The organism is Streptomyces venetus, from assembly GCF_039540295.1.
GTDB classification, from domain to species: Bacteria; Actinomycetota; Actinomycetes; order Streptomycetales; family Streptomycetaceae; genus Streptomyces; species Streptomyces venetus.
Genome location: NZ_BAABET010000004.1, coordinates 293,703 through 318,365 on the forward strand (window position 1 = coordinate 293,703; position 24,663 = coordinate 318,365).

The following is a 24,663-nucleotide window of genomic DNA, read 5'->3' on the forward strand; positions in this document are numbered from 1 at the left end:
CAACTGCGGGACGCGGTGAACGAGACCATCCACCTGTCCGTGCCCGACGCCCTGCAGTGCATGGTCGTCGTCGACCGCGTCGACTGCGACCACGCGGTGCGGACCTTCCACACCATCGGCGACACCTCACCCCTGCACGCCACCGCCGCCGGGCGCGCCGTCCTCGCGTATCTGCCCGAGCAGGACGTCGAAGAGCTCATCGCCCAGGGCCTGGAGCGCTTCAGCGACACGACACCGACCGAGCCCGACGCCCTGCGCGCAGAGCTGGACCGCATCCGGGTCGACGGCTACGCGGTCAACCAGAACCAGTACCGGCCGGGCGTCTGCGCCATCGCCGCGCCCGTCCTCGACGAGGAGGGCACCCCGCTGGCCACGGTGGCCATCTCGATGCCCGACTCGCGGTTCGACACCGGCCGGCTGTCCGAATGGGGCCGCCTGGCCGCAGGAAAGGCGGCGGAGATCACGGGACGGCGCATGGGCGCCTGAGCACCACGCACCGACGAAGACGGTCGCCGCCCCGCGCCCCGCCCAGGGGGGAGGGGGCGGGGCGTGGGGCGGCCGCACCACGCGGCGAGGTGAGCGCAGTCAGGGCGCTACCGCTGTCCATCGCCACGAGGTACCGGATGCGGCGCGTGCCATATTGTGGAACATCATGCTAGAATCCGGCACGATGATGCCTGTGGCTCCGGGAGGGGTCAAGAGGTGAGCGGAAGAAACCCACGGAACTGACGGGGACTTCGGATGGAAATGAAGAGCGTCACCAGATCGCTGCGCGTCCTCGAAGCGGTCGCCCAGCACCAGCCGGTGACCGTCGGCGAACTGACCAAGCTCTTCGGCCTGCCCAAGTCGACCGTGCAGCGCACCCTCGTCACGCTCAACGAGGCGGGCTGGCTGCGCGCCAACCGCAGGGACACCACCCGCTGGGAGATCGGCGCCCGCGTACTGGCCGTACGGCCCGCCGCCCTCCAGGGATCCAGCCTCTTCGCGGCCGCCCGCGAGCCCATGATCCAACTGCGGGACGCGGTGAACGAGACCATCCACCTGTCCGTGCCCGACGCCCTGCAGTGCATGGTCGTCGTCGACCGCGTCGACTGCGACCACGCGGTGCGGACCTTCCACACCATCGGCGACACCTCGCCGATGCACGCCACCGCGACGGGACACGCGATCCTGGCCCACCTGCCGAAGTCCGAGGTCGACGAGCTCGTGGCCGGCGGACTCGAGCGCTACGGCGAGGAGACCATCACGGACCCCGCGAAGCTGCGCGCCGAGCTCGCACGGGTCAGGGACCGGGGGTACGCCGTCAACCACAACCAGTTCCGCCCGGGTGTCTGCGCGATCGCCGCCCCGGTCCTGGACAGCGACGGCACACCGCTGGCCACGGTGGCCGTCTCCCTGCCCGACTCCCGTTTCGAGCCCGGCCGGCTCGCCGGGCTGGGCGGGCTGGTGACCGGCACGGCGGCCGAGATCACCGCCCGCCACCTGGGCTGACCCTCACCGCACGGGCACGGCCAGATACTGGTACTCCAGGAACTCGTCGATCCCGACCCGTCCGCCCTCGCGGCCGAGCCCGGACTGCTTCACGCCGCCGAAGGGCGCGGCCGGGTTGGAGACGAGGCCGGTGTTGAGCCCGACCATGCCGACCTCCAGGCGTTCACTGACGCGCAGGCCGCGGTCCAGACCCTCGGTGAACACGTAGCCGACCAGGCCCCAGGGCGTGTCGTTGGCGCGGCTCACGACCTCGTCCTCGTCGTCGAAGGTGAGGATCGCGGCCACCGGCCCGAAGATCTCCGTGTCCATCAGGCGGCTCTCGGGAGAGACACCGGCGAGCACGGTCGGCGGATAGAAGCAACCCGGCCCGTCCGGCGTACGTCCACCCACCAGCACCTGGGCGCCGCGTTCCACCGCGTCGGCGACCAGTTCCTCGACCTTGCCGCGTCCGGCGGCGTCGATCAGCGGGCCGACGTCCACGCCGTCCCGGGTGCCGGGGCCCACCTCGAGCGCGCCCATCCGCTCGGCGAGGCGCCGTCCGAACTCGTCGGCCACGGACCGGTGCACGAAGAAGCGGTTCGCGGCGGTGCAGGCCTCGCCCATGTTGCGCATCTTGGCGACCATCGCGCCGTCCACGGCCACGTCCAGGTCGGCGTCGTCGAAGACGATGAAGGGGGCGTTGCCGCCCAGCTCCATCGAGGTGCGCACGACGGTGTCCGCGCACTGGGCGAGCAGCAGCCGGCCGACGGCCGTGGAACCGGTGAAGGACAGCTTGCGGATCCGGCCGCCGCGCAGCAGTGGCTCGCAGACCTCGCCGGCGCGGGAGGTGGTGACGACGTTCAGCACGCCGTCCGGCAGCCCGGCCTCCTTGAGGATGCCGGCCAGGGCGAGGCTGGACAGCGGGGTCTGCGGTGCCGGCTTGAGGATCATCGTGCAGCCCGCCGCGATCGCCGGACCGATCTTGCGGGTGCCCATGGCCAGCGGGAAGTTCCACGGCGTGATCAGCAGGCAGGGACCGACCGGGCGGCGGGAGAGCAGCATGCGGTTGCGGCCGTCGGGCAGGATGCCGCACCCGCCGTCGATACGGACGGCCTCCTCGGAGAACCAGCGGAAGAACTCGGCGGCGTAGGCCACCTCTCCCCTGGCCTCGGCGAGCGGTTTGCCCATCTCGGACGTCATCAGACGGGCGAGTTCGTCGGTGCGCTCCAGGATCAGCTCGTGGGCGCGGCGCAGGATCTCACTGCGGGCCCGGGGCGCCGTGCGGGCCCAGTCCCCCTGCGCCTGGACGGCCGCCTCCTCCGCGAGCCGGGCGTCCTTCGGGCCCGCGTCGGCGACGTGGCAGAGGATCTCGCCGGTCGCGGGGTCGTCGACGGGCAGGGTGGCGCCGTCCGCGGCGTCCACCCAGGCCCCGCCGATGAACAACTGGTTCGCAACGTCGGTCATGGTGTCTCTCCTGGAAGATCGGCGGCGGGGTCGAGCAGTTCCGCGAGGTGCAGGGCACGGACGCCCCGGTCACCGGCGAGGTGGTCGATCTGGGTGGCGCAGCTGAAGCCGTCGGCGACGACGGTCCGTCCTCCGAGGGCGTCGAGGCGGGGCTTGAGGGCGAGGTCCGCGACGGCCACCGAGGTGTCGTAGTGCTCCGCCTCGAAGCCGAAGTTCCCGGCGAGGCCGCAGCAGCCCTCGGCCTCGTCGACGTCGCGTACACCGAGGCGGCGCAACAGGTCGGCGGGCCGGCGGCCCTTGAAGCCGGCGTACTCGTGGCAGTGGGTCTGGAGCACCAGGGTCTCGGGCAGCGGTGGCGGTGTCCAGCCCTGGTCGGCCAGCTCGGTCAGCGCGCCGGTGAAGGTGTGGACGCGGTCGGCGACGCGCCGCGCGGCCTCGGTGCCGAGCAGTTCGGGTACATCGCGTTCGAGGGCGGCCGCGCAGCTCGGTTCGGCCACCACGATCGGCCGGTCGTCGCCGTCGTCGAGGGCGGCGACGGTACGGGACATGACCCGGCGGGCCGTACCCAGCTGACCGGTGCTGACCCAGGTCAGACCGCAGCACAGGCCGTCCCGTGGCGCGCAGGGGATCCCGGCACCGGCGAGGACACGGCTCGCGGCGCCCGCGATCTCGGGACGGAAGGCGCGGGTGAAGCTGTCGACGAAGAGCAGGGCCCTGGCCGGTTCGCCGGTTCGCGCCGTGCGCAGGGCCCGGCGCAGCGCGTGCCGGGAGGCGAAGGCCGGGATCCGGCGCCTGGTGGTCACTCCCCCGAGGCGGGCGAGCAGCTTGCCCAGCGGGCCGCGCAGCAGCGCGTTGACCGGGCGGGCCGCGTATCCGGCCACCGCGGAGGTGAGCGGCAGCCAGCCGAGTGAGTAGTGGGAGCGGGGCCGCAGGCGGCCCTTGTAGTGCTGGTGGAGGAACTCCGCCTTGTAGGTGGCCATGTCGACGCCGACCGGGCAGTCGCTGGAGCAGGCCTTGCAGGACAGGCACAGGTCGAGGGCGTCGCGCACCTCGGTGGAGCGCCAGCCGTCCTGGACGGTCTCGCCGCGGACCATCTCCTGGAGCAGACGGGCCCGGCCGCGGGTGGAGTGGTTCTCCTCGCCCGTGGCGCGGTAGCTCGGGCACATCACCCCGCCCGCGTCGCTGCGGCAGCGTCCGATACCGACGCAGCGGCGTACCGCCCCCGCGAGGCCGTCCTCGTCGTGCGGGAAGGTGAACGACGTCTCCACGAGGGGCAGTTCACGCAACGCGAGGTCGGCGTCGAGCGGGGCGGGGTCGACGACGACGCCGGGGTTCAGCAGCCCGTCGGGGTCGAAGACCTGCTTGAACGCGGCGAACGCGGCGATCATGCGGTGGCTGTACATGACCTGGAGCAGCTCGCTGCGCGCCCGGCCGTCGCCGTGCTCGCCCGACAGCGTGCCGCCGTGCTCGACGACCAGGGCCGCCGCCTCGGTGAGGAAGCGCCGCATCGCCGTCTGCCCGGCCTCGCTCGCCGGGTCGAAGTCGACCCGCACATGGACGCAGCCCGCGCCGAAATGCCCGTACAGCACGCCCGTCAGCCCGTGCGAGGCCAGCAGCTCGCGGAAGTCACGCAGATAGGCGGCGAGGTTCCCGGGCGCGACGGCCGCGTCCTCCCAGCCGGGCCAGGACTCTCCCCCACTCTCGGCTCCGCTCGAGCGGGCGGTACCCCCATCGTCCACCAGCCTGGCGGCGAGCCCGGCCCCGTCCTCCCGCACCCGCCACAGCGAACGCCGCTCCGTCGCGCTCTCGACGACCCGGCCGCCGGTCATGCGGCCCGCGGCCTTGAGCGCGTCGAGCAGTTCGGCGGCGCGGGCGGTCACCGAGGCCTGGTCGTCGCCTTCGAGTTCGACGTAGAGCCAGGCACGTCCCTCCGGCAGCCCCGTGACGGAGTCCGGGCCGCGGCGGGCCCGCATGGTGGCCACGATCGCCTCGTCCATGCCCTCCACCGCGCTGGGCGACCAGCGCAGGATCTCCGGCACGTCCTCGGCCGCCTCGACCACGTCGTCGTAGCCGAGGGTGAGCAGTGCCGAAGCCTGTGCGGTCGCCACCAGGCGGACCGTCGCGGCGGTGACGACCGCACAGGTGCCCTCGGTGCCCACCAGGGCACGGGCCAGGTCGAAGCCGTTCTCCGGGAGCAGGTGGTGCAGCTGGTAGCCGGAGACCTGGCGCGGGATGCGGCCCAGCTCGGTTCGGATCGGCTCCAGGTTCTCCTCGACCAGGCGTCGCAGGTCCGCTTCGAGCCGGGCGACGAGGCCGGCGTCGCCGGGGTCCACCGGATGCAGCCCGCGGTGGTCGGCCACCGCCCGCACACCGTCCGCCGTCACGATCTCCAGCGCCTCGACGTGGCCGCTGGTCCGCCCGTCGCGCACCGACCGGTTGCCGCACGCGTCGTTGCCGATCATGCCGCCGAGCGTGCAGCGGCTGTGCGACGACGGGTCCGGCCCGAAGTCCAGCCCGTGCGAGGCGGTGGCGGCGCGCAGCACGTCCAGGACGACACCGGACTCGACCCGGGCGGTACGCGCCTCGACGTCGATGTCCAGGATCCGGTTCATGTACCGGGAGAAGTCCAGGACCACACCGGCTCCCACGGCGTTGCCCGCCATGCTGGTGCCACCGCCCCGGGCCGTGACCGGGACGCCCGCCTCGCGACAGGCCCGCAGCACCGCGACCACGTCGTCGGCGGTGCGCGGGAAGGCCACGGCCCGGGGCGGGACGCGGTAGTTGGAGGCGTCGTAGGCGTAGGGGCCCGTCGCCCCCGGTCCGGTCTCCACCCGCAGGCCGGGCGCGATCTCGGCGAGACGGGCCGTCAGACCCGCCGGGCCGCGGGTGGCGGTGGTCATCGGTCCGCGGCTCCCGACGTGCCGGCCTCGACCGCCTTCGCCCAGGCCTGGAGGCCCTCGTCCACGCCCGTCTCGTCGATCACGAGCGCCGGGATCATCCGGACCACCTGGTTCCACGCGCCGCACAGCAGCAGGAGCAGGCCCTCGTCGACGGCGGCGCGCTGCACGCGGGCGGCGGTCGCGGGGTCGGGGTCGCCGTCCTCGGTGACGAACTCGGTGGCCAGCATGAGACCGAGGCCGCGGACGTCGCCGATGCCCGGCGTCCGGTCGGCCACCGCCTCCAGCCCCTGGCGCAGCCGCTTGCCCATCGCCTCCGCGTTCTCGACGAGTTTCTCGTCGCGTACGACGTCGAGGGTCGCGCAGGCCGCGGCGCAGGCGACGGCGTTGGCACCGTACGTGCCGCCCTGCGAGCCGGGCCATGCCTTCGTCATCAGTTCCTCGGAGGCGGCGATCCCGGACAGCGGGAAGCCGCTGGCGAGGCCCTTGGCGGTGACGAGGATGTCGGGGATGACGCCGAAGTGGTCGTGGCCCCAGAAGCGCCCGGTACGGCCGACGCCGGTCTGCACCTCGTCGAGGATCAGCAGGAAGCCGTGCCGGTCGGCCCGCTCCCGCAGCCCTTCCAGGAAGGCGCGGTTCGCGGGCACGTACCCGCCTTCGCCGAGCACCGGTTCGACGATGATCGCGGCCGTGTCGGCGGGCGAGGAGATCGTCTGGAGGGTGTAGTCGAGTTCCTTCAGCGCGAAGCGGGTGGCGGTCTCCTCGTCCCAGCCGTAGCGGAAGGCCGTCGGGAACGGGGTGACGACCACGCCGCTCATCAGCGGGGAGAAACCCGACCGGAAGCGGACGCCGGAGGTGGTCATGGCGGCGGCGGCGACCGTACGGCCGTGGAAACCGCCGTGGCAGACCAGGACGTTGGGCCGGCCGGTGGCCTGGCGGGCCAGGCGCAGCGCAGCCTCGACGGCCTCGCTGCCGGAGTTGGTGAAGAACAGGCTGTCCAGGCCGGAGGGCAGGACCTCGCCGAGCTTGTCGACGAGGCGGCGCAGCGGCTGGTGCATGACGGTCGTGTACTGGCCGTGGATCAGTGTGCCCACCTGCTCCTGCGCCGCCGCCACGACCTCGGGGTGGCAGTGCCCGGTGCTGGTGACGCCGATGCCGGCGGTGAAGTCGAGGTAGCGGCGGCCGTCCTCACCGTAGAGGTGGACGCCCTCGCCCCTGGCCGCCACCACGGGCGTGGCCTGGCGAAGCTGCGGCGACAGTGCGGTCATGTTCGTCTCCCGGCCTGCGTCGAAGTCTGCTTGCGGTGATCTGCCGTGCTGGTCCGACACTGCGAGCATCCAGGCCGCTGCGGACGGCGACAACGCGTGATGTGTCCGGCGGGAACGCGTTGTTCGGACGTTGTGTCAACCCGCGGGCCGGTCAGGTGCCCCATCGCCGTGGCGGGGGTAGCTCTTGCGCAGGTCAGCGCCGCTTGTCAGAGTGACCGGGCACCCCGGGAGGCACCGTGAACGACACCCCGCCGAAGGCTCCTCCGCCCGCGCCGGACGACCGTGACTCCGCTCCGTCCGGCCGCCCGCCGACCGTCGCCGACGTCCTGGCCCTGCCCGTCCTGGCCGCCGGGCAGCCCCAGGTCGTCACCGGGCTGGGCCGGCTGGACCGGCCGGTGCGCTGGGTGCACATCACCGAGCTGACGGACCCCGCCTCCTTCCTGAAGGGCGGCGAGCTGGTCCTGACCACCGGCATGCCCCTGCCCGAGGACGCCGCGGGTGTCCGCCGGTACGTCGACGAACTCACGGAGGTGGGTGCCGCCGCCCTGGTCATCGAGCTGGTGCGGCGCTACCACCGCCCGCCCGACGCCCTCGTACAGGCCTGCCGGGCCCGGGGGCTGCCCCTGGTCACCCTCGCCCGGGACGTCAACTTCCTGGAGGTCACCCAGGTCGTCCACGCCCTCATCCTCGGCAGCCAGGCCGACGCGATGCGCCGGACCCAGCGGATCCACGAGGCGTTCACCGCCCTGACGCTGCGCGGCGCGGGGCCGGAGGACGTGGTGCGCGCGGCGGCGGAGATGAGCGGCCGGACGGTGGTCCTGGAGAACCTCGCGCACCAGGCGCTGCTGTGCGAGCCGTCGGGGAGCACGGTGGAGGAGGCGCTCACCGACTGGGAACAGCGGTCCCGGGCGGCCGAGCCCGGCGTTCACACCCAGGTGGGCGGCCCGGAGGGCTGGCTCACCGCGCCGGTCTCCTACCAGGGCGAACGCTGGGGCCGTCTCGCCATGCTCCCACCACCTGGGGAGGGGCCGGGCTTCGGGCCGGAACACATCACGGTCCTGGAGCGGACGGCGATGGCCCTGACCGTCGCCCGGCTCATCCATGCCACGCCCTGGGAGCAGACGGCGCACCGCGGCGCCCTGCGGGAACTGGCGGAACAGCGCCACCACTCCCCCGAGGACGCCCGCGCCCGCTGCGCCGCCCTGGGACTGCCCACCGAGGACAGCCGCTTCCTGGCGATCCTGGTCGACCTGGGCCCCGGTGCCGAGGGCGGCGAGTTGGAGGCCCGGCTGCACCAGGACCTCAGGTCGTCGGGGATCCCGGCGCTGGTCGGCGAGCTCTCCCCGGGCCGTCTCGGCATCCTGCCGGCCCTGCGGCCCGCCCAGCCCTGGCGTCCCGTGGCCGAGCGGCTGAGCCGCACCGCGCTGGGTCTGGCCCCGGGAGCGATCGTGAGCGCGGGTTCGGAGGTGACGGACCTCGCCGACACCGCGCGCTCCTTCCGGGAGGCGGCGCGGGTCCTGGAGGCCACCCCGCCCGGTCAGCCGCTCCCCCCGGACCGCTCCTTCCACGAGCTGCCGGACGTCGACCTGCGCCGCCTGCTCTACGCACTGCGGGAGGACACCCGTGTGCAGGACTACACCGAACGCCGGCTCGGCCGGCTCATCGACCACGACACCCGGCACGGCACCGACCTGCTGACGACCCTCGGCCACTACCTCGACGCCGCCGGCAACAAGACCACCGCGGCCCGCCGCGGCGGCCTGTCCAGGGAGACCATGTACCAGCGGCTGCGCACCGTCGAGCGTCTCCTCGACACCGACCTGGAGTCCGGCGAGGGACGCACCGAACTCCACGTGGCACTCACGGCGCTGCGTGTCCTGCGCTCCCGGTGAGTGGGGCCGGGGCCGTCCCCGCACGGACGGTGCGTCGGCGTCAGGTGTCGAAGTCCACCGTCAGCGCGTCGGACAGCGGGAACGACTGGCAGGTGAGGACGTAGCCCGCGTCGACCTCGGCCGGTTCCAGGGCGAAGTTGCGGCGCATGTCGGCCTTGCCGTCGGTGACCAGGGCACGGCAGGTGCCGCAGACGCCGCCCTTGCAGGCGAAGGGGAGGTCGGGGCGGGTCTGCTGGGCGCCTTCGAGGATGCTCCGCTCGCGGGGCAGGGCGGAGGTGGTGGAGCGGCCGTCCAGGGTGACGGTGACCTGGCTGACGGGCCCGGTGGGGCCGGCCTCGGTGTGCCGGACCTCGCGTACGGGCTCGTCGTCGGCGTAGAACAGCTCCTGGTGGACGCGGTCGCCGGGCACGTCGAGGCCGGCCAGGACCTGCTGGGCGGCGCGGACCATGCCGTGCGGGCCGCACAGCCACCAGTGGTCGGCGGACTCCACGTCGACCAGCGCGTCGACGAGGACGGAGAGCCGGTCGGTGTCGAGGCGGCCGGAGAGCACCTCGGCCTCGCGGGGCTCCCGGGAGAGGACGTGGGCGAGCTGGAACCGCGTCGGGTAGAGGTCCTTCAGGTCGGCCAGCTCGTCGGCGAACATCACGGTGCCGGTGCGGCGGTTGCCGTAGAGGAGGGTGACCGTCGAACGGGAGTCGGCGGCCAGGACGGACTCGGCGATGGAGACCATGGGCGTGATACCGGAGCCCGCCGCGATCAGGACGTGGTGGCCGGGGGTGGTGAGGTCGGGGGTGAAGTCGCCGGTGGGTGCCATGACGTCGACGGTGTCGCCGGGGCGCACGTCCCGCACCAGCCAGGCGGAGAACAGGCCACCGGGTACGACCCGGACGCCGATGCGCGGCGCGGTGCCGGCGGGTGAGCAGATGGAGTAGGAGCGGCGTTCGTCCCGGCCGTCGATCTCGCGCCGCAGGGTGAGCGACTGGCCGGGCGCGAAGGCGAACTCCTCGGCCAGCTCCGCGGGGATGTCGAAGCTGACGGCTGCCGCGTCCTCGCACAGCGGCCGCACGGCGGCGACCCGCAGGGGGTGGAAGACCGGACGTCGGCGGGCACGGGCGCGTGCCGCCGGGGCGGGGGCCGGCTCCATCAGGTCGTCCATCAGATCTCCTTGACGTACTCGAACGGCTCGCGGCAGCCGAGACAGCGCCACAGAGACTTGCAGGACGTGGCGCCGAAGCGGGAGGTCTCCTCGGTGTCGGGATGACCGCAGCGGGGGCAGGGCACCGAGCGGCGGATCGGCGACAGCACGAGCGGGACCGGGCCGGCGGCGCGCGCGGGCGCGGAACCGGGCGGGGCGATGCCGTGCTCGGCGAGCTTGCGGCGGCCGTCCGGAGTGATCCAGTCGCTGCTCCACGGCGGATCGAGGACGGTGCGGATCTCCACGCGCGCGTACCCCGCCTCGCGCAGCCGGGCGGCCACCCCGGCCCGCATCTCCGCCATCGCGGGGCAGCCCGAGTAGGTCGGGGTGAGGCTCGCGACCACCGTCCCGTCCGGGGCGAGGGACACCTCGCGCAGCACGCCGAGGTCGGCCAGGGTGAGCATGGGAAGCTCGGGGTCGGGCACCTGCTCGGCGATGCGCCGGGCCCGTCGCGTGTCCAGGGCCGTCGTCACCATGTCGCCTCCGGGTGGGCGCGGGCGATGCCCTGCAACTCGGCCAGCAGCGGGGCGAGATGCTCGGTGTGCTCCCCGGCGCGGCCCGAGCCGGGCAGCGGTCGGAAAACCGGCATGGGCAGTCCGGCCGCCTCGGTGACCTGGCGCAGGACGGCGACGACCTCGTCCCGTACGTCGTACGCCGTGAACAGTTCGCCCAGGTAGGGCGCCACCTGCTCCTGCGCCCGGCGCATCCGGCGGTGCGACTCCTCGGTGCCGTCGCCGAGGCGCACCGCCCACTCGGCGGCGTACTGCCGGTGGTAGGCCAGCTCCTTGACCCCCTTGGCGGCGATCGCCGCGAGCACCGGGTCGCGGTGGGCGGCGAGCCGCTCGAAGTGCGCGAGGCGCCAGCTGGAGAACACCAGCAGCCGCACGATCGAGAACGCGAAGTCGCCGCCCGGGAGTTCGGCCAGGCGTACGTTGCGGAAGTCTCCGGCGTCGCGGAAGTAGGCGAAGGCGTCCTCGTCGCGTCCGGTGCCGTCGACCTGGCCCGCCCGGGAGTAGAGCAGTCGGGCCTGGCCGAGCAGGTCGAGTCCGATGTTGGCCAGGGCCACCTCCTCCTCCAGCTCGGGGGCACGGGTGGTCCACTCGGCCAGCCGCTGGGCCGAGACCAGGGCGTCGTCGGCCAGGGTGACGCAGAGCACGGCCAGTTCACCGGCGTCGACGCCGTCGGGCACGGCGGTGTCCACGCCGTGCAGGGGGTCCTCGAAGCCGGTGCCGTAGGCCCAGCGGGTGTCGTCCTCGTGTCCCTCGGCGAGGGTCAGGTACACGTGGTCGTCGCTCATGCCCTCTCCTTCAGATGTGCGGGACGTCGTCGGGGATGTCGTAGAAGGTCGGGTGGCGGTAGACCTTGTCGGCGCTCGGGGCGAAGAACGGGTCCTTCTCGTCGCGGGTGGAGGCGGCGATGTGCTCGGAGCGCACGACCCAGATGCTGACGCCCTCGTTGCGCCGGGTGTACAGGTCGCGGGCGTGGGTGAGCGCCATGCGGTCGTCGGCGGCGTGCAGTGAGCCCACGTGGACGTGGTTCAGCCCGCGCTTGCCGCGCACGAACACCTCGTACAGGGGCCAGTTCTGCTTCTCGGCGGTCATGCCACCGCTCCCTTCTCCGCGCGGGCGGCCTGTTTGGCGGCGTGGGCGGTGGCCGCCTCGCGCACCCAGGCGCCGTCCTCGTGGGCCGTGCGGCGCCGCTCCATCCGCTCGGCGTTGCAGGGCCCGTCGCCCTTGATGACCCGCATGAGCTCGTCCCAGTCGGGGGTGCCGAAGTCGTGGTGTCCGCGCTCCTCGTTCCAGCGCAGCTCCGGGTCGGGCAGTGTCACGCCGAGCTTCTCGGCCTGCGGAACGGTCATGTCGACGAAGCGCCGGCGCAGTTCGTCGTTGCTGTGCCGCTTGATCTTCCAGGCCATGGACTGCGCGGAGTTGGGCGAGGCGTCGTCGGGCGGGCCGAACATCATCAGCGACGGCCACCACCAGCGGTTGACGGCGTCCTGCACCATCTCCCGCTGCTCCGCGGTGCCGCGCATCATCGTCATCAGCAGCTCGTAGCCCTGCCGCTGATGGAACGACTCCTCCTTGCAGACGCGCACCATGGCGCGCGCGTACGGCCCGTAGGAGCTGCGGCACAGCGGCACCTGGTTGCAGATCGCCGCCCCGTCCACGAACCAGCCGATCACCCCGACGTCGGCGAAGCTCATCGTCGGATAGTTGAAGATCGACGAGTACTTCTGGCGCCCCTCGATCAGCCGCTCGGTCAGGTCGGCGCGGTCGGCGCCCAGCGTCTCCGCCGCCGAGTACAGGTACAGCCCGTGCCCGGCCTCGTCCTGGACCTTGGCGAAGAGAATGGCCTTGCGGCGCAGCGAGGGCGCGCGGGTGATCCACTCGGCTTCCGGCTGCATGCCGATGATCTCCGAGTGCGCGTGCTGGGCGATCTGCCGGATCAGCGTCCTGCGGTAGCCCTCCGGCATCCAGTCGCGCGGCTCGATCCGCTGGTCCCGCGCGATCGTCGCGTCGAAGTGCTGCTGAAGAACCGGCTCGGCGCCGTCCGCCCCCAGGGGGCTGGAGTGTGTCGTGTCCATCCGTCCCTCTCCCCAACCGACCATTCGTTCGGTCCATGGTATGACAGCCGGCGCGCCTTGGTAAGACCTCATGCCCTTGACAGGCGCCGAGGCGGCTGGATTACTGGGCAACGCCGAAGCTAACCGAATGTTCGGTCGGTAGACAAGGTGGTGCGAGAGGTGACCCATACCGCTGACGCGACACCGGCGTACGAAGGCGACGCGCTCCTGGCGCGGGCCGAGGAACGCGCCCGGTTCGGCCGCAGCGGCCTCTACGACGTGACCGTCCTGCGGGGTGACGAGGTGATCGCGGAGTTCCGGGGCCGCAGCCGCAGCCTCAGGAGCGCGGGCACGACGCCGAAGGAGTCGCGATGACCGGGCCGCGGCGGGGCGAGCCCCTCCCCCACGATCTGCTGGACGACGGTGAGCGCCTCACGCGCGAGGAGCTGCGCGCGCTCCAGCTCGACCGGCTGCGCCGGAGCCTGCGGCACGCCTACGACAACGTGGAGCAGTACCGGAAGAAGTTCGACGAGGCCGGGGTCACGCCCGGCGACTGCCGCTCACTGGAGGATCTGTCCCGGTTCCCCTTCACCACGAAGGCGGACCTGCGCGACACCTACCCGTTCGGCATGCTGGCGGTCCCCATGGACCAGGTCCGCCGCGTGCACGCCTCCAGCGGCACCACCGGGCGCCCCACGGTCGTCGGTTACACGGAGAACGACCTGTCGATGTGGGCGGACCTCGTGGCCCGCTCGATCCGCGCCGCCGGTGGACGCCCCGGCCACAAGGTGCACATCTCCTACGGCTACGGCCTGTTCACCGGCGGCCTCGGCGCGCACTACGGCGCGGAGCGGGCGGGCTGTGTGGTGATCCCGGCCTCGGGCGGCATGACCGCGCGTCAGGTGCAGATCATCCAGGACTTCCGGCCCGAGATCATCATGGTCACCCCGTCCTACATGCTCACCCTGCTCGACGAGTTCGAGCGGCAGGGCGTCGACCCGCGCTCCACGTCCCTGCGGGTGGGCATCTTCGGTGCCGAGCCGTGGACGGAGGAGATGCGCCGTGAGATCGAGGAGCGGCTGGACATCCACGCCGTCGACATATACGGCCTGTCCGAGGTGATCGGCCCGGGTGTCGCGCAGGAGTGCGTGGAGAGCAAGGACGGCCTCCATGTGTGGGAGGACCACTTCTACCCCGAGGTGGTCGACCCGATCACGGGCGAGGGGCTCCCCGAGGGCGAGGAGGGCGAGCTGGTCTTCACGTCCCTGACCAAGGACGCCCTGCCCGTCGTCCGCTACCGCACCCGTGACCTGACCCGGCTGCTGCCCGGGACGGCCCGGCCGGCCTTCCGCCGCATCCAGAAGATCACCGGCCGTTGCGACGACGTGATCATCCTGCGCGGGGTGAACGTCTTCCCCAGCCAGATCGAGGAGATCGTGCTGCGCACCCCCGGCGTCGCCCCGCATTTCCAGATCCAGCTGACCCGGCGCGGCCGGCTGGACCACCTGACGGTCCGCGTCGAGAGCCGCCCCGGCACACCCGCCGACCGGCGCGCGTCCGCGGCCCGGGCGATCGCCAGGGACGTCAAGGACGGCGTCGGGGTCACGGTGGACGTGACGATCGTCGAACCGGAGACCCTGGAACGGTCCGTCGGCAAGCTCAAGCGGGTCAAGGACCTGCGCGAGGAGTAGGGACCGGGGGTCACGAGCAGCACCGCGCCTCGGAGACCGGGGCGGGAGCCGTCACCTCGGGCACCACGCCCGCTTCCGACGCGGTCGGCTTCCGGATCAGCAGGAGCGCCGCGTCGTCGTGCAGCCGGCCGCCCACGTGGGCCAGCAGCTCGTCGTGCAGGGCGCCGAGCGTGCGGGCCGGCTCGTGGGACACGTGACGCTGAAGGCCCTCGGCGAGCGGGTAGAAGGAGCGGCCGTGGTCGCGGGCCTCGGTGACGCCGTCGGTGTAGAGCAGCAGCTGGTCGCCCTCGGCGAACCGGAGCGCCTGGAGGCCGGGCGCGTGACCGGCGAGGGCGCGCAGCCCGAGGGGAGGGGACGGCAGGTCGGGTTCGACCGGCACGACGCTCCCGGAGGCGCGCACCAGCAGCGGAGGCGTGTGACCGCAGTTCACCACCTCCAGGTGCCCGCCCTCCGGATACCCGGCGACCACCGCGGTGACGAAGTCGTCGTGGCCGAGATTGCGCGCCAGGCTGCGCTCGATCCTGTCGACGACGGCGAGCAGGTCGGGCTCGTCGTGGGCGGCCTCGCGGAAGACACCCAGGACCAGTGCGGCGGTCCCCACCGCGGGAAGCCCCTTGCCGCGCACATCGCCGACGATCAGCCGCACCCCGTGCGGGGTGGGTATCAGGGCGTAGAGGTCGCCGCCAATGCGGGCCTCGGCGGCCGCGGCGCTGTAGCGGACGGCCACCTGGAAGGGGCCGACGTGCGCCGGTACGGGCCTGAGCAGCGCGTGCTGGGCGGTCTCCGCGACCGAGCGGACGGCGGCGAGCACCCGCTCGCGGCGCCCGCGCAGGACGCTGGCCAGGCCGCTGGCGAGGGTGACGGCCACCAGCGCCGAGAGCACGGCGGCCAGTTCACGGTCCGGCACGCCGTCCCGGACCCCGAGCAGCGCGCCGAGCACCGCGGCGAGGAGGCCGACGCAGACGACACCTCGGGGCCCGTTGGTCGTGGCCGCCAGGGCCGGCCCGGCGGCCAGCAGGGGCAGCCAGATCAGCCCGGCGCCGTCGGCGAGATCGGCGAGCAGGACGGCGGCGACGACCAGTACGGGCAGGACGGGCGTACCGGCGGCCAGCTGTGCGAGGGCGCGCCTACGGGCAGAACCCCGGGCGCCCGCCACTCGCGTGCTGGACGGCCGTACCGGCCGATGGTCGGCGCCGAGGTCGCGCGGATGGCTCATGTTCTTATCCGTGTCCTTCACCTGGGCACGGGGCGCGAGGCTGGGAGCGCACCCCTGAAATGTCTGATTTATCCAGATAAAGGGATGAGCCGGGACACCGACAAGGAGTGGAATTTCAGATAGTGAGCGAGAGGCTCCGGGTCACCCGGCTCGCGGTCGGGAGCAGCCTCGCACGGACCTCAGGCAGCCGGGAGAGCCGGTTCGCCGGGAGCGAGACGCCGAGGGAACCGATGGTTTCCCCGCTGTAGACCGGGACGGCGACACAGACCGTGCCGAGCGCGTACTCCTCCAGGTCGGTGACGGCCGGGGCCAGGGGTGGGGTCTCCAGACGCCGGAGCAGTTCCGGCCGGCTGGTGATGGTCCGGGGGGTGAGGTCGGCGAGGTGGTGGCGGGCGAGGTAGTCCTTGCGCGACTCGACGTCCATTTCGCGCAGTACGGACTTGCCGAGCGCGGTCGCGTGCCCCGCGTCCTCGAAGCCCACCCACAGGTCGACGCGGGGCGTGCCCGGGCCGTCGACGATCTCCGCGACCGTGATCTCGCCGTCCTCGTAGAAGGTGAGGTAGGCGGCGGACGCGAGCTCGTCCCGGAGTGTGGCGAGCGTGGGCCGGACGCGGTTCAGCAGTGCCTGGGCGCGCCCGGTGGTCCGCAGCGTCTGCAGCTTGTCACCGAGGACGAACCCGCCGTCGTCCAGCTTCCGCACGTACCCGTCGTGGACGAGTGTCCTCAGCAGGTGGTACGCGGTGGCCAGGGGCAGGCCCGTCTCACGCGCCAGCTGTTTCGCCGGCGCGCCGTTCTGGTGCGCGCTCACGACCTCCAGCAGCCGCATGGCCCGCTGTACGGAGGCGATGAGCGTGGGGCCGTCTTGCCCGCCCATAGGACCAGCCTGCGTCAGCTGTGCGGCGGAAGCAAGGCGGCCGGACGCGGCGTCGGCGTCAGGCGCTCCCTGTAACGACTTCTTCACAGTTGAAGGGTTGGCCTGAAACCGCCTGCTCGCTATCGTTCACGGACTTCACTCAATCGTTCGGCTGAACGAATAGCGACAGGGAAGGTCGGTCCATGTCCGGCATCCACCCTCCGGGACGCCGCTCGGTGCTCGCCGCGGGCGCCGCCGGTGCCGCCTCGCTCGGCGCGTCCTGGCTGCTGTCCGGCTGTTCGGGCGCCACCGCCGCACCCGTCCTGCCGGCCGCCGCCCGACGCGGCGCTCCCGACCGCGGCGGCACGCTGCGGATCGCCCGTCCGCCCGCCTCCGACGCCGAGACCCTCGACCCGGCGAGCTCCCTGTCCGCCTACGAATACCTGGGCGCCCTCTACAACCGGCTGGTCCGCATCGGCCCGGACGGCCAGGTGGCACCCGACCTCGCCGAGTCCTGGGAACCGGACGGCACGGCACGCACCTGGACCTTCCGGCTCCGCAAGGGCGTCACCTTCCACGACGGCCGTGCCCTCACCTCCGCCGACGCCGCCTACACGCTGCGCCACATCCTCGACAAGGCGACGGCGTCCCCGCAGGCCGGTGTCCTCGCCCCGCTCGTCGACCCGGCACGGCTGCGCACACCCGACGCCCACACCCTCGTCGTGCCGCTGAAGACCCCGAACGCCGAGTTCCCGAGCCTGCTGACGCACTACAACTGCTACGTCGTCCCCGAGGGCAGCGGGAAGTCGATCGGCCGCACCGGCATCGGCACCGGCCCCTTCAAGCTGGAGTCCTTCGCACCGGCCGGCCCCGGCCGCGTCACGGCGTACGAGGACCACTGGGCGGGCCGCCCCGTGCTCGACACGATCGCCTTCTACTCGGTCGCGGACATGTCCGCGCGCTCGGGCGCCCTGCTCGCCGGGCAGGTGGACCTGCTGTCCCAGACCAACCTGGACTTCGCCACCGCCCGCGTCGTGGCCGCCTCCGACCGCGCCACCATCGCCCGCGTCGAGAACGGCCAGTGGTACGTGCTGCCGATGCTCACCACCGACAAGCCCTTCACCGACGTCGACGTCCGCCGGGCCATGAAGCTCGCCTACGACCCCGAGCACGTCGTGAAGGCGGCCCTCCAGGGCGCGGGCAGGGCCGGCTGGGACAACCCGGTGCCCCCGGACGACCCGGTGCACGTCTCCACGCACCCCCGGCACGACCCCGAGCAGGCACGGTTCCTGCTGAAGAAGGCGGGCCACGAGAACCTGGCCGTCGACCTGTACACCTCGGCGTACGACCCCCTCTTCACCCCCATGGCACTCGCCTACCAGGAGTCGGCGAAGCGGGCCGGCATCCGGATCCGCGTCAAGACGGCGTCGGCGGACTCGTACTACACACAGATCTGGATGAAGCAGCCGCTGATGGCCACCTACTGGTACACCGGCCGGCCCGTCGACCAGCTCTTCAACCAGGTCTTCCGCGGCGGGTCCTCGTACAACGAGACCGCCTGGTCCGACAAGGGCTTCGACGCCCTGCTCGACCGGGCGCGGGCCGAGACCGACGACGCGAGGCGCCGTGACCTCTACGGCGAGGCGCAGAAGTGGGTGATCGACAAGGGCGGCGCGATGACCCCGATGTTCGCCGACCGGCTCGTGGGCCTCTCGCGCAAGGTGCGCGGATACGCCGAGCACGGCTTCGAGTTCGACTACCTCGGCATCGGCCTGAAGGGGGCCTGACCATGCTCTCCTTCGTCGCCCGCCGGACCGCGGCCGCGCTCGGCACGCTCCTGCTCTCCTCCCTGCTGGTCTTCCTCGCCGTCCAGGCCCTGCCCGGCGACGTCGCCACCCAGGTCCTCGGCAAGGACGCGACCCCGCAGGCGGTGGCCCAGCTGCGCGGCAGTCTGGGACTCGACCGGCCCGCCTGGGAGCGGTACGCCGACTGGATGTGGGGCGCCCTGCACGGCGACTTCGGCACGTCCCTCGTCTCCGGGACGGGGGTGGGCGGTGACGTCGCCCAGTACCTCGGCAACTCCGCGCTCGTCGCCGTCATCACGATCCTGTTCGCGGTGACCGGCTCGCTGCTGCTGGGCATCGTCGCCGGGCTCTACCGCGACCGCTGGCCCGACCACCTCATCTCCACGGTCAGCCTCGTCGGCATGAGCGTTCCCGAGTTCGTCGTGGCCACCGTGCTCGTCCTGTGTTTCTCGGTCGCGCTGCCGTGGTTCCCCGCGGTCGTCCTCTACGGCCCCGACGCCACCGTCGGCCAGCTCCTGCCCGCCGTCTGGCTCCCGGCCCTCGCCCTCGCGGTGGTGATGGCCGCCTACATCGTCCGCATGGCGCGCACCTCGGTGATCGACGTGATGGCGAGCGAGTACGTCACGACCGCCCGCCTCAAGGGCCTGTCCACCTGGCGGGTCGTCACCCGGCACGCCCTGCCCGGCGCCCTGCTGCCCGTCCTGCACGTGATCGCGCTCAACGTGGCCTGGCTGCTGGGCGGGGTCGCCGTCGTGGAGAACGTCTTCAACTACCCGGGCGTCGGCAAGCTGATGCTCTCCTCAGTGCAGAACCGGGACCTGCCCGTCATCCAGGCCATCGCCCTGATCAGCGCCGTCGTCTACGTCGCGTGCAACCTCGCCGCCGACCTCGGCGCCATGGCCCTCAACCCCAGGCTCCGCACCCGAGGGAGGACCCGATGACCACGGTCGACACCGTCCCCGCCGTCGCCCCGGCCGCACGTACCGCCCGTGCGTGGCGCACCCTGTGCTCCTCGCGCACGGCCGTCATCGGGCTTGCGATCGTCGCCGTCCATGTGGTGATCGCGCTGTCGGCACCACTGCTCACCTCGTACGACCCGATCGCGGGCGACGCCTCGCGGGCCCTGCTCGGCCCGGGCGGCGCGCACTGGGCGGGCACCGACCAGTACGGCCGGGACGTCCTCGCGCGTGTCCTGTACGGCGGCCGGTACGCGCTCGGTGTCTCCGTCGCCGCCACCGTGGTGAGCGTCGCGCTCGGCACGGTCGCGGGCTGCGCGGCCGCACTGCGCGGCGGCTGGTTCGACGACCTGCTGGGGCGGGTTCTGGACGCGGTGCTGGCCGTGCCGGCGGTCCTGGCACTGCTCGTGGTCGTCACCGCGCTCGGCACCGGACCGGCCGTCATCGTGCTCGCCGTCGCCGTCGTGTTCGTCCCCCAGGTGGTGCGGGTGGTGCGCGGGGCCGCCCTGGCGGTCGTGCCCGCCGACTACGTGACCGCCGCACGGGCCCGTGGGGAGGGCACCTGGTCGATCCTGCGGCGGGAGGTCCTGCCGAACATCGTCGACGTGGTGTGCGTCGAGTTCGCGATGCGCGCCTCGTGGGTCGTGCTGCTGATCTCCTCGCTGTCCTTCCTCGGGTTCGGCGCCGACCCGCCGACTCCCGACTGGGGCCTGATGGTGGCCGAGAACCGCACCGCCGTCACGGTCGTCCCGATGGCGAGCGTCGCTCCGATCATCGCCCTGGCGACGCTCGTGATCGGACTCAACCTCGCTGCCGACGGCCTGTCCAAGGCCTGGGGCGTCGACCGGATCAGGGAGGGCTCCTGATGACCCCGCTCGTCTCCGTGAACTCCCTGTCCGTGGCCTACCGTTCCGGCGGCCGCGACGTACCCGTGGTGCACGAGGTGTCGCTGGAGGCCGCCGCGGGGCGGACCCTCGCGCTGGTCGGCGAGTCCGGCAGCGGCAAGTCGACCCTCGCGGCGGCCCTGCTCGGGCATCTGCGGCACGGCTCCCGGATCACCGGCGGCTCGGTGGAGGTGGACGGCCGGGACGTCTTCGCCCTGACCGCACCCGAGCTGCGGCGGCTGCGCGGCCGGACGGTCGCCATGGTCGCCCAGAACGCGGGCCAGGCGCTGACCCCCTCCATGCGCGTCGGCCGGCAGATCGCGGAGGCGGGCGGCGACATCCCCGTCACCGACCTGCTCGACCAGGTCCGGCTGCCGCGCCCCGCCGAGCTGGCCCGCCGCTATCCGCACGAGCTGTCCGGTGGCCAGCAGCAGCGCGTCGCGCTCGCCATGGCCCTCGCCGCCCGCCCCAAGCTGCTGGTCCTCGACGAGCCGACCACCGGCCTGGACGTCGTCACCCAGCGGGGCGTGCTGGACCTGATCGCCGCCCTGCGCGACGAACTGGGCCTCGCGGCCGTGCTGGTGAGCCACGACCTGGGCGTCGTCGCGCACCTGGCCGACGAGGTGTGCGTGCTGAAGTCGGGCCGGGTGGTGGAGTCGGCGCCGACCCGGCAGTTGTTCGCGCGGCCCGCCGAGCCCTACACGAAGCGGTTGCTGGCGAGCGTGCCGCGGCTGGACGACGCCGGTCTCGCCCTCGTACGGGTGTCGGGCGAGCGTGACATCCGCCCGCGGGCCGTCGTGCCCGAGGACGCTCCGGTCGCCGTCTCGGCCCGGGACGTCACGGTCGACTACGGCCGCTCCCGCGTCGTACACGGTGTCTCCTTCGAGGTCCGGCGCGGTGAGGTGCTGGCCCTCGTGGGCGAGTCCGGCAGCGGCAAGTCCACGCTGGCCTGGGCCCTGGCGGGACTGCGCACACCGTCGGGCGGCACCATGACCCACGAGTCGGGCGACCTGGCCCGGCCCGCGCAGCGGCGGCCGATGTCCCTGCGGCGGCGGGTGCAGCTCGTCTTCCAGAACGCGGACACCTCGCTCAACCCCCGGCGCTCGGTCGGGGACGCCGTCCGCCGGCCGCTGCGGTTCTTCGGCACCACCCGCGGCCGGGCCGAATCGGCCGAGCGCGCCCGGCGGCTCATCGCCGACGTCCGCCTGGATCCGGCCCTCGCCGACCGGCTGCCGGCCCAGCTCTCCGGCGGCCAGCGGCAGCGCATCGGCATCGCACGGGCGCTGGCGGGTGAGCCGGACGTCCTCGTCGCCGACGAGATCACCACCGCGCTGGACGTCTCCGTCCAGGCCGAGGTGCTGCGCCTGGTCGACGACCTGCGCCGGGACCGTGATCTGGCCTGCCTGTTCATCAGCCATGACCTGGCCGTCGTCCGCGGCATCGCGGACCGCGTCGTCGTCCTGCGGGGCGGTGTGGTGGTCGAGGAGGGCCCGACGGAGGCCGTCTTCGCGGCCCCCCGGCACCCCTACACGCGACGGCTGATGGCGGCCGCGCTCGAACCCGACCCCGACGCACGGCCGCCGGTGGAGGTGACGCCCGACTGGGCCGACGCGGCCCGGGAGGGCGACGTGTGGACCGACCACGGCGACGGCCACCGGGCGCGCCGCTGGCGGCCCGCCGACGCGCCCGCCGGCCCTGATGCCCCGGACACCCCGCCCACTTCGATCGCCGAGGGAGTTTCGTGAAGTACCGCGACCGGTTCGCGCGCCAGGTCGTCCGCGAGGACGTGTGGATCCCCACCCGGGACGGCAGGACCCGCCTGCACGCCCGTATCTGGCGCCCGGCCGACGCCGGCACCTCCCCCGTGCCCGCGCTGCTCGAGTACCTGCCGTACCGCAAGAGCGACTGGACCGCCCCGCGCGACGCCCAGCGCCACCCCTGGTACGCCGGTCACGGCTACGCCTCCGTCCGGGTCGACATCCGCGGCCACGGCGACAGCGAGGGCACCCCGGGCGACGAGTACGACGCCCAGGAGCTCGCGGACGGCGTGGACGTCGTCAACTGGCTCGCCGCACAACCCTGGTGCACCGGCAAGGTCGGCATGTTCGGCATCTCCTGGGGCGGCTTCAACTCCCTCCAGATCGCCGCCCTCGCCCCCGAACCGCTCAAGGCGATCGTCACGGTCTGTTCCACCGACGACCGCTACGACAACGACGTCCACTACACGGGCGGTGCCGTCCTCGGCATCGACATGCTCGCCTGGGCCGGCACCATGCTCGCCTTCACCGCACGCCCGCCGGACCCCGCGAACGTCGGCGCGGACCGCTGGCTGCCGATGTGGCGCGAACGCCTCGACGCGCTCGAACCCTTCCTGCACACCTGGCTGGAGCACCAGCAGCGGGACGACTACTGGCGGCACGGCAGCGTCTGCGAGGACTACCCGGCGATCGGCGCGGCCGTGCTCGCGGTCGGCGGCTGGAACGACCCGTACCGGGACACCGTGCTGCGGCTCGTGGAACACCTCCCCGGCGAGCGGGTGCGGGGCATCATCGGCCCCTGGTCGCACCAGTACCCCGACCGCGGACTGCCGCCCGGCCCGGCCATCGGGTTCCTCCAGGAGACCCTGCGCTGGTGGGACCAGCACCTCAAGGGCATCGACACCGGGATCATGGCGGAGCCGCTGCTGCGCGCCTGGCTCAGCGACCCCGTACCGCCCGCCCCGTCGCACGAGGAGCTGCCCGGCCGCTGGGTGAGCGACGCCGAGTGGCCCAGCCCGGACGTCACATGGGACACCCGTCCGCTGGGCGAGAGCCGTGACCCGGTCCTCGTGCGCTCTCCGCAGCACACCGGTCTCGACGCCGGCCGTTTCTTCCCGTTCGGCAACGCCGCCGACCTGCCGCCCGACCAGCGCGAGGAGGACGGGCGGTCCGTCTGCTTCGACTCCGCTCCGCTCGACCGGCGCGTGGAGATCCTCGGCCGCCCGCGTGTCCGGCTCCGCCTCGACAGCGCCACCCCCCGGGCCCATGTCGTCGCCCGCGTGTGCGACGTCGCTCCCGACGGCTCCTCCACGCTCGTCACCCGGGGCGTGCTCAACCTGCTCAGCAGGCAGGGCCGCGAGCACGCCGTCGAGTGGACTCCGGGGACGTACGAGGACGTCGAGTTCGAGCTCAACGGCACCGGCTACGCCTTCCCGCCCGGCCACCGCGTCCGCGTCGCCCTCTCCGACGCGTACTGGCCCTGGGTGTGGCCGCACGGCGAACGGGGGGCGCTGCACGTCGTCCCGGCCGACAGCGCGGTCCTGCTGCCCGTGCGCGAGGCCGCCGACGAGGTGCCAGTGGGGTTCGAGGAACCGGAGCAGGCGGCACCGATGCCGGTCACCTACGACACACCCGCGCATCCCCGCCCCGAGCGCCTGGTCACGCACGACGTGGCCACGGGCGAGTGGACCCTGGAGGTCGACCCCGGCTACGGAGGGTCCCGGACCTACCCGGACGGGCTGCGCTACGAGGAGAGCGCCCGCGAGACGTACACCATCCGCTCGGACGACCCGCTGTCCGCGCGGGCCGTCTCCGAATGGCACATCCGGCTGCGGCGCGGGGACGACTGGGACGCTGAGATCATGACGCGGACGGAGCTGCGCGCCACGGCCGCGGAGTTCATCATGGACAGCCGTGTCGAAGCACGGGGGAACGGAGAGACAGTGGCCGAGCGCGTCTGGCACCGCACCACCCCGAGGACGTCGGGATGACGGCCGCCGACCAGCCACCGCAGGGCGGGAGGGGCCCGCGCCGTGCCGTCGCCGCGGCCGAACGGACCCGGCAGCCCACTGAGGTGCGCCGGCGCCTCATCGTCGACGCGGCCGTCCCGCTGATCGCGGAACGCGGTTACGCGTCGGTCGGCGTGCGCGACGTGGCCGCCGCGGCCGGGGTGTCCGTCGGCACGGTCACCTACCACTTCGGCAGTGTGCAGGAGGTCCTCTCCGAGGCCATGGTGCTGCACATCGAGCGGTACTACACGGCGCTCAGCGAGGCCGCCGAGCACGCCACCACCGCGGCCGAGGCCCTCAGGCTGCTCGTCGACGCGCTGTTCACCGAGGACACCGACCGGCACTGGCGGATGTGGTTCGAGTACTGGCACGCGGGCGAGCAGGGCACGGACGAGGCCTTCGCACGGGGGCAGGCCGACCGGTACGCGGCCTGGCACCGGCAGATCCGCGCCCTCGCCGAACGAGGCGTCGGTGACGGCGAGTTCAGCTGCGACGACCTCGACGGCTTCACGACCCGCTTCGCCGCCCTCGCCGACGGCCTCGCCCTGCAACGCCTGCGCCAGGCCCCTCCCCTCACCACACAGGAGGCCCGGCACCACCTCAACCGTTTCATCGAACGGGAACTCACCCCGCGATCACCCTTGTGACGGTGCCCGGGGCCGACGCGGAGGCCGACCGGCCGGGAGGCTCCAGGACCGACGGCCCGGGGGCACGCGCAGGGGCGACGAGGGCTGCGGCTCGCG

General features: G+C 73.1%; 20 protein-coding genes and 1 pseudogene. 11 read left to right on the plus strand and 10 right to left on the minus strand.

Annotated elements, in window-relative coordinates; all coding sequences use genetic code 11:
• Positions 1 to 486 (plus strand): IclR family transcriptional regulator (locus tag ABEA82_RS15110; RefSeq protein ID WP_345661978.1); only part of this gene is annotated, 486 nt, incomplete at its 5' end.
• A gap of 261 nt (positions 487 to 747) precedes the next feature.
• Entirely contained in the window at positions 748 to 1,491 is a 744-nt protein-coding gene (locus ABEA82_RS15115; RefSeq protein ID WP_345662358.1) for an IclR family transcriptional regulator, read from the plus strand.
• A 3-nt stretch (positions 1,492 to 1,494) separates the two neighbouring features.
• Here the strand turns inward: ABEA82_RS15115 and ABEA82_RS15120 are convergent, their stop codons facing one another.
• The 3 genes from ABEA82_RS15120 to ABEA82_RS15130 are packed head-to-tail and all read right to left on the minus strand — an operon-like array spanning position 1,495 to position 7,099.
• Positions 1,495 to 2,934: an NAD-dependent succinate-semialdehyde dehydrogenase gene (locus ABEA82_RS15120; protein WP_345661979.1), complete on the minus strand. Its 1,440-nt coding sequence runs from the start codon at positions 2,932 to 2,934 to the stop codon at positions 1,495 to 1,497.
• Entirely contained in the window at positions 2,931 to 5,834 is a 2,904-nt protein-coding gene (locus ABEA82_RS15125) for an FAD-binding and (Fe-S)-binding domain-containing protein (RefSeq protein WP_345661980.1), read from the minus strand. The genes ABEA82_RS15120 and ABEA82_RS15125 overlap by 4 nt, the downstream gene beginning before the upstream one ends.
• Positions 5,831 to 7,099 (minus strand): aspartate aminotransferase family protein, encoded by a 1,269-nt coding sequence (locus tag ABEA82_RS15130; protein WP_345661981.1) that lies wholly within the window; start codon positions 7,097 to 7,099, stop codon positions 5,831 to 5,833. Before ABEA82_RS15130 ends, ABEA82_RS15125 begins: the two co-directional genes overlap by 4 nt.
• 236 nt (positions 7,100 to 7,335) lie before the next feature.
• Between ABEA82_RS15130 and ABEA82_RS15135 the strand changes: the two genes are divergently transcribed.
• The gene (locus ABEA82_RS15135; RefSeq protein WP_345661982.1) at positions 7,336 to 8,991 is read left to right on the plus strand and encodes a PucR family transcriptional regulator; all 1,656 of its coding nucleotides are present in this window, start codon (positions 7,336 to 7,338) and stop codon (positions 8,989 to 8,991) included.
• A 40-nt stretch (positions 8,992 to 9,031) separates the two neighbouring features.
• Here ABEA82_RS15135 and paaE read toward each other — a convergent pair whose 3' ends face one another.
• Genes paaE through paaA form a run of 5 tightly spaced genes read right to left on the minus strand, consistent with a single transcriptional unit; the run spans position 9,032 to position 12,770 of the window.
• A complete protein-coding gene (paaE, locus tag ABEA82_RS15140) occupies positions 9,032 to 10,147 on the minus strand; it encodes a 1,2-phenylacetyl-CoA epoxidase subunit PaaE (protein ID WP_345661983.1) in 1,116 nt (371 codons plus the stop codon).
• Positions 10,147 to 10,662, minus strand: coding sequence for a 1,2-phenylacetyl-CoA epoxidase subunit PaaD (paaD, locus tag ABEA82_RS15145; RefSeq protein WP_345661984.1), 516 nt, complete (start codon positions 10,660 to 10,662; stop codon positions 10,147 to 10,149). The genes paaE and paaD overlap by 1 nt, the downstream gene beginning before the upstream one ends.
• A complete protein-coding gene (paaC, locus tag ABEA82_RS15150) occupies positions 10,656 to 11,483 on the minus strand; it encodes a 1,2-phenylacetyl-CoA epoxidase subunit PaaC (RefSeq protein ID WP_345661985.1) in 828 nt (275 codons plus the stop codon). The genes paaD and paaC overlap by 7 nt, the downstream gene beginning before the upstream one ends.
• A 10-nt stretch (positions 11,484 to 11,493) precedes the next feature.
• On the minus strand, positions 11,494 to 11,787 hold the full coding sequence (gene paaB / locus ABEA82_RS15155; protein ID WP_003988149.1) for a 1,2-phenylacetyl-CoA epoxidase subunit PaaB: 294 nt from the start codon (positions 11,785 to 11,787) through the stop codon (positions 11,494 to 11,496).
• Positions 11,784 to 12,770, minus strand: a complete 987-nt coding sequence (gene paaA / locus ABEA82_RS15160; RefSeq protein ID WP_345661986.1) for a 1,2-phenylacetyl-CoA epoxidase subunit PaaA — start codon at positions 12,768 to 12,770, stop codon at positions 11,784 to 11,786. Before paaA ends, paaB begins: the two co-directional genes overlap by 4 nt.
• A 183-nt stretch (positions 12,771 to 12,953) precedes the next feature.
• Between paaA and ABEA82_RS15165 the strand changes: the two are divergent.
• Together ABEA82_RS15165 and paaK are read left to right on the plus strand one after the other, a co-directional pair.
• A pseudogene (locus ABEA82_RS15165) lies at positions 12,954 to 13,124 on the plus strand (phenylacetic acid degradation protein PaaD); the annotation flags it as partial.
• Positions 13,121 to 14,440, plus strand: coding sequence for a phenylacetate--CoA ligase PaaK (gene paaK / locus ABEA82_RS15170; protein WP_345661987.1), 1,320 nt, complete (start codon positions 13,121 to 13,123; stop codon positions 14,438 to 14,440). The pseudogene ABEA82_RS15165 and the gene paaK, both read left to right, overlap by 4 nt.
• 10 nt (positions 14,441 to 14,450) lie before the next feature.
• Here the strand turns inward: paaK and ABEA82_RS15175 are convergent, their stop codons facing one another.
• Together ABEA82_RS15175 and ABEA82_RS15180 are read right to left on the minus strand one after the other, a co-directional pair.
• A complete protein-coding gene (locus ABEA82_RS15175; RefSeq protein WP_345661988.1) occupies positions 14,451 to 15,656 on the minus strand; it encodes a PP2C family protein-serine/threonine phosphatase in 1,206 nt (401 codons plus the stop codon).
• Between the two features lie 115 nt (positions 15,657 to 15,771).
• On the minus strand, positions 15,772 to 16,530 hold the full coding sequence (locus tag ABEA82_RS15180) for an IclR family transcriptional regulator (RefSeq protein WP_345661989.1): 759 nt from the start codon (positions 16,528 to 16,530) through the stop codon (positions 15,772 to 15,774).
• A gap of 182 nt (positions 16,531 to 16,712) precedes the next feature.
• On the opposite strand from ABEA82_RS15180, the gene ABEA82_RS15185 reads away from it, so the two are divergent.
• The 6 genes from ABEA82_RS15185 to ABEA82_RS15210 are packed head-to-tail and all read left to right on the plus strand — an operon-like array spanning position 16,713 to position 24,567.
• Entirely contained in the window at positions 16,713 to 18,296 is a 1,584-nt protein-coding gene (locus ABEA82_RS15185) for an ABC transporter substrate-binding protein (protein ID WP_345661990.1), read from the plus strand.
• A 2-nt stretch (positions 18,297 to 18,298) separates the two neighbouring features.
• On the plus strand, positions 18,299 to 19,255 hold the full coding sequence (locus ABEA82_RS15190) for an ABC transporter permease (protein ID WP_345661991.1): 957 nt from the start codon (positions 18,299 to 18,301) through the stop codon (positions 19,253 to 19,255).
• Positions 19,252 to 20,136 (plus strand): ABC transporter permease, encoded by an 885-nt coding sequence (locus tag ABEA82_RS15195; protein ID WP_345661992.1) that lies wholly within the window; start codon positions 19,252 to 19,254, stop codon positions 20,134 to 20,136. Before ABEA82_RS15190 ends, ABEA82_RS15195 begins: the two co-directional genes overlap by 4 nt.
• Positions 20,136 to 21,899, plus strand: a complete 1,764-nt coding sequence (locus ABEA82_RS15200) for a dipeptide ABC transporter ATP-binding protein (RefSeq protein WP_345661993.1) — start codon at positions 20,136 to 20,138, stop codon at positions 21,897 to 21,899. Before ABEA82_RS15195 ends, ABEA82_RS15200 begins: the two co-directional genes overlap by 1 nt.
• Positions 21,896 to 23,902: a CocE/NonD family hydrolase gene (locus ABEA82_RS15205; protein ID WP_345661994.1), complete on the plus strand. Its 2,007-nt coding sequence runs from the start codon at positions 21,896 to 21,898 to the stop codon at positions 23,900 to 23,902. Before ABEA82_RS15200 ends, ABEA82_RS15205 begins: the two co-directional genes overlap by 4 nt.
• Positions 23,899 to 24,567, plus strand: coding sequence for a TetR/AcrR family transcriptional regulator (locus ABEA82_RS15210; protein WP_345661995.1), 669 nt, complete (start codon positions 23,899 to 23,901; stop codon positions 24,565 to 24,567). The genes ABEA82_RS15205 and ABEA82_RS15210 overlap by 4 nt, the downstream gene beginning before the upstream one ends.
• Positions 24,568 to 24,663 lie beyond the last annotated feature (96 nt).

Bases quoted from the DNA above. Each gene is read 5' to 3' on its own strand.
- ABEA82_RS15115 (WP_345662358.1), top strand. From the start codon at position 748: ATGAAGAGCGTCACCAGATCGCTGCGCGTCCTCGAAGCGGTCGCCCAG.
- ABEA82_RS15120 (WP_345661979.1), bottom strand. From the start codon at position 2,934: ATGACCGACGTTGCGAACCAGTTGTTCATCGGCGGGGCCTGGGTGGAC.
- ABEA82_RS15125 (WP_345661980.1), bottom strand. From the start codon at position 5,834: ATGACCACCGCCACCCGCGGCCCGGCGGGTCTGACGGCCCGTCTCGCC.
- ABEA82_RS15130 (WP_345661981.1), bottom strand. From the start codon at position 7,099: ATGACCGCACTGTCGCCGCAGCTTCGCCAGGCCACGCCCGTGGTGGCG.
- paaE (WP_345661983.1), bottom strand. From the start codon at position 10,147: ATGGACGACCTGATGGAGCCGGCCCCCGCCCCGGCGGCACGCGCCCGT.
- paaD (WP_345661984.1), bottom strand. From the start codon at position 10,662: ATGGTGACGACGGCCCTGGACACGCGACGGGCCCGGCGCATCGCCGAG.
- paaC (WP_345661985.1), bottom strand. From the start codon at position 11,483: ATGAGCGACGACCACGTGTACCTGACCCTCGCCGAGGGACACGAGGAC.
- paaB (WP_003988149.1), bottom strand. From the start codon at position 11,787: ATGACCGCCGAGAAGCAGAACTGGCCCCTGTACGAGGTGTTCGTGCGC.
- paaA (WP_345661986.1), bottom strand. From the start codon at position 12,770: ATGGACACGACACACTCCAGCCCCCTGGGGGCGGACGGCGCCGAGCCG.
- paaK (WP_345661987.1), top strand. From the start codon at position 13,121: ATGACCGGGCCGCGGCGGGGCGAGCCCCTCCCCCACGATCTGCTGGAC.
- ABEA82_RS15175 (WP_345661988.1), bottom strand. From the start codon at position 15,656: ATGAGCCATCCGCGCGACCTCGGCGCCGACCATCGGCCGGTACGGCCG.
- ABEA82_RS15180 (WP_345661989.1), bottom strand. From the start codon at position 16,530: ATGGGCGGGCAAGACGGCCCCACGCTCATCGCCTCCGTACAGCGGGCC.
- ABEA82_RS15185 (WP_345661990.1), top strand. From the start codon at position 16,713: ATGTCCGGCATCCACCCTCCGGGACGCCGCTCGGTGCTCGCCGCGGGC.
- ABEA82_RS15190 (WP_345661991.1), top strand. From the start codon at position 18,299: ATGCTCTCCTTCGTCGCCCGCCGGACCGCGGCCGCGCTCGGCACGCTC.
- ABEA82_RS15195 (WP_345661992.1), top strand. From the start codon at position 19,252: ATGACCACGGTCGACACCGTCCCCGCCGTCGCCCCGGCCGCACGTACC.
- ABEA82_RS15200 (WP_345661993.1), top strand. From the start codon at position 20,136: ATGACCCCGCTCGTCTCCGTGAACTCCCTGTCCGTGGCCTACCGTTCC.
- ABEA82_RS15210 (WP_345661995.1), top strand. From the start codon at position 23,899: ATGACGGCCGCCGACCAGCCACCGCAGGGCGGGAGGGGCCCGCGCCGT.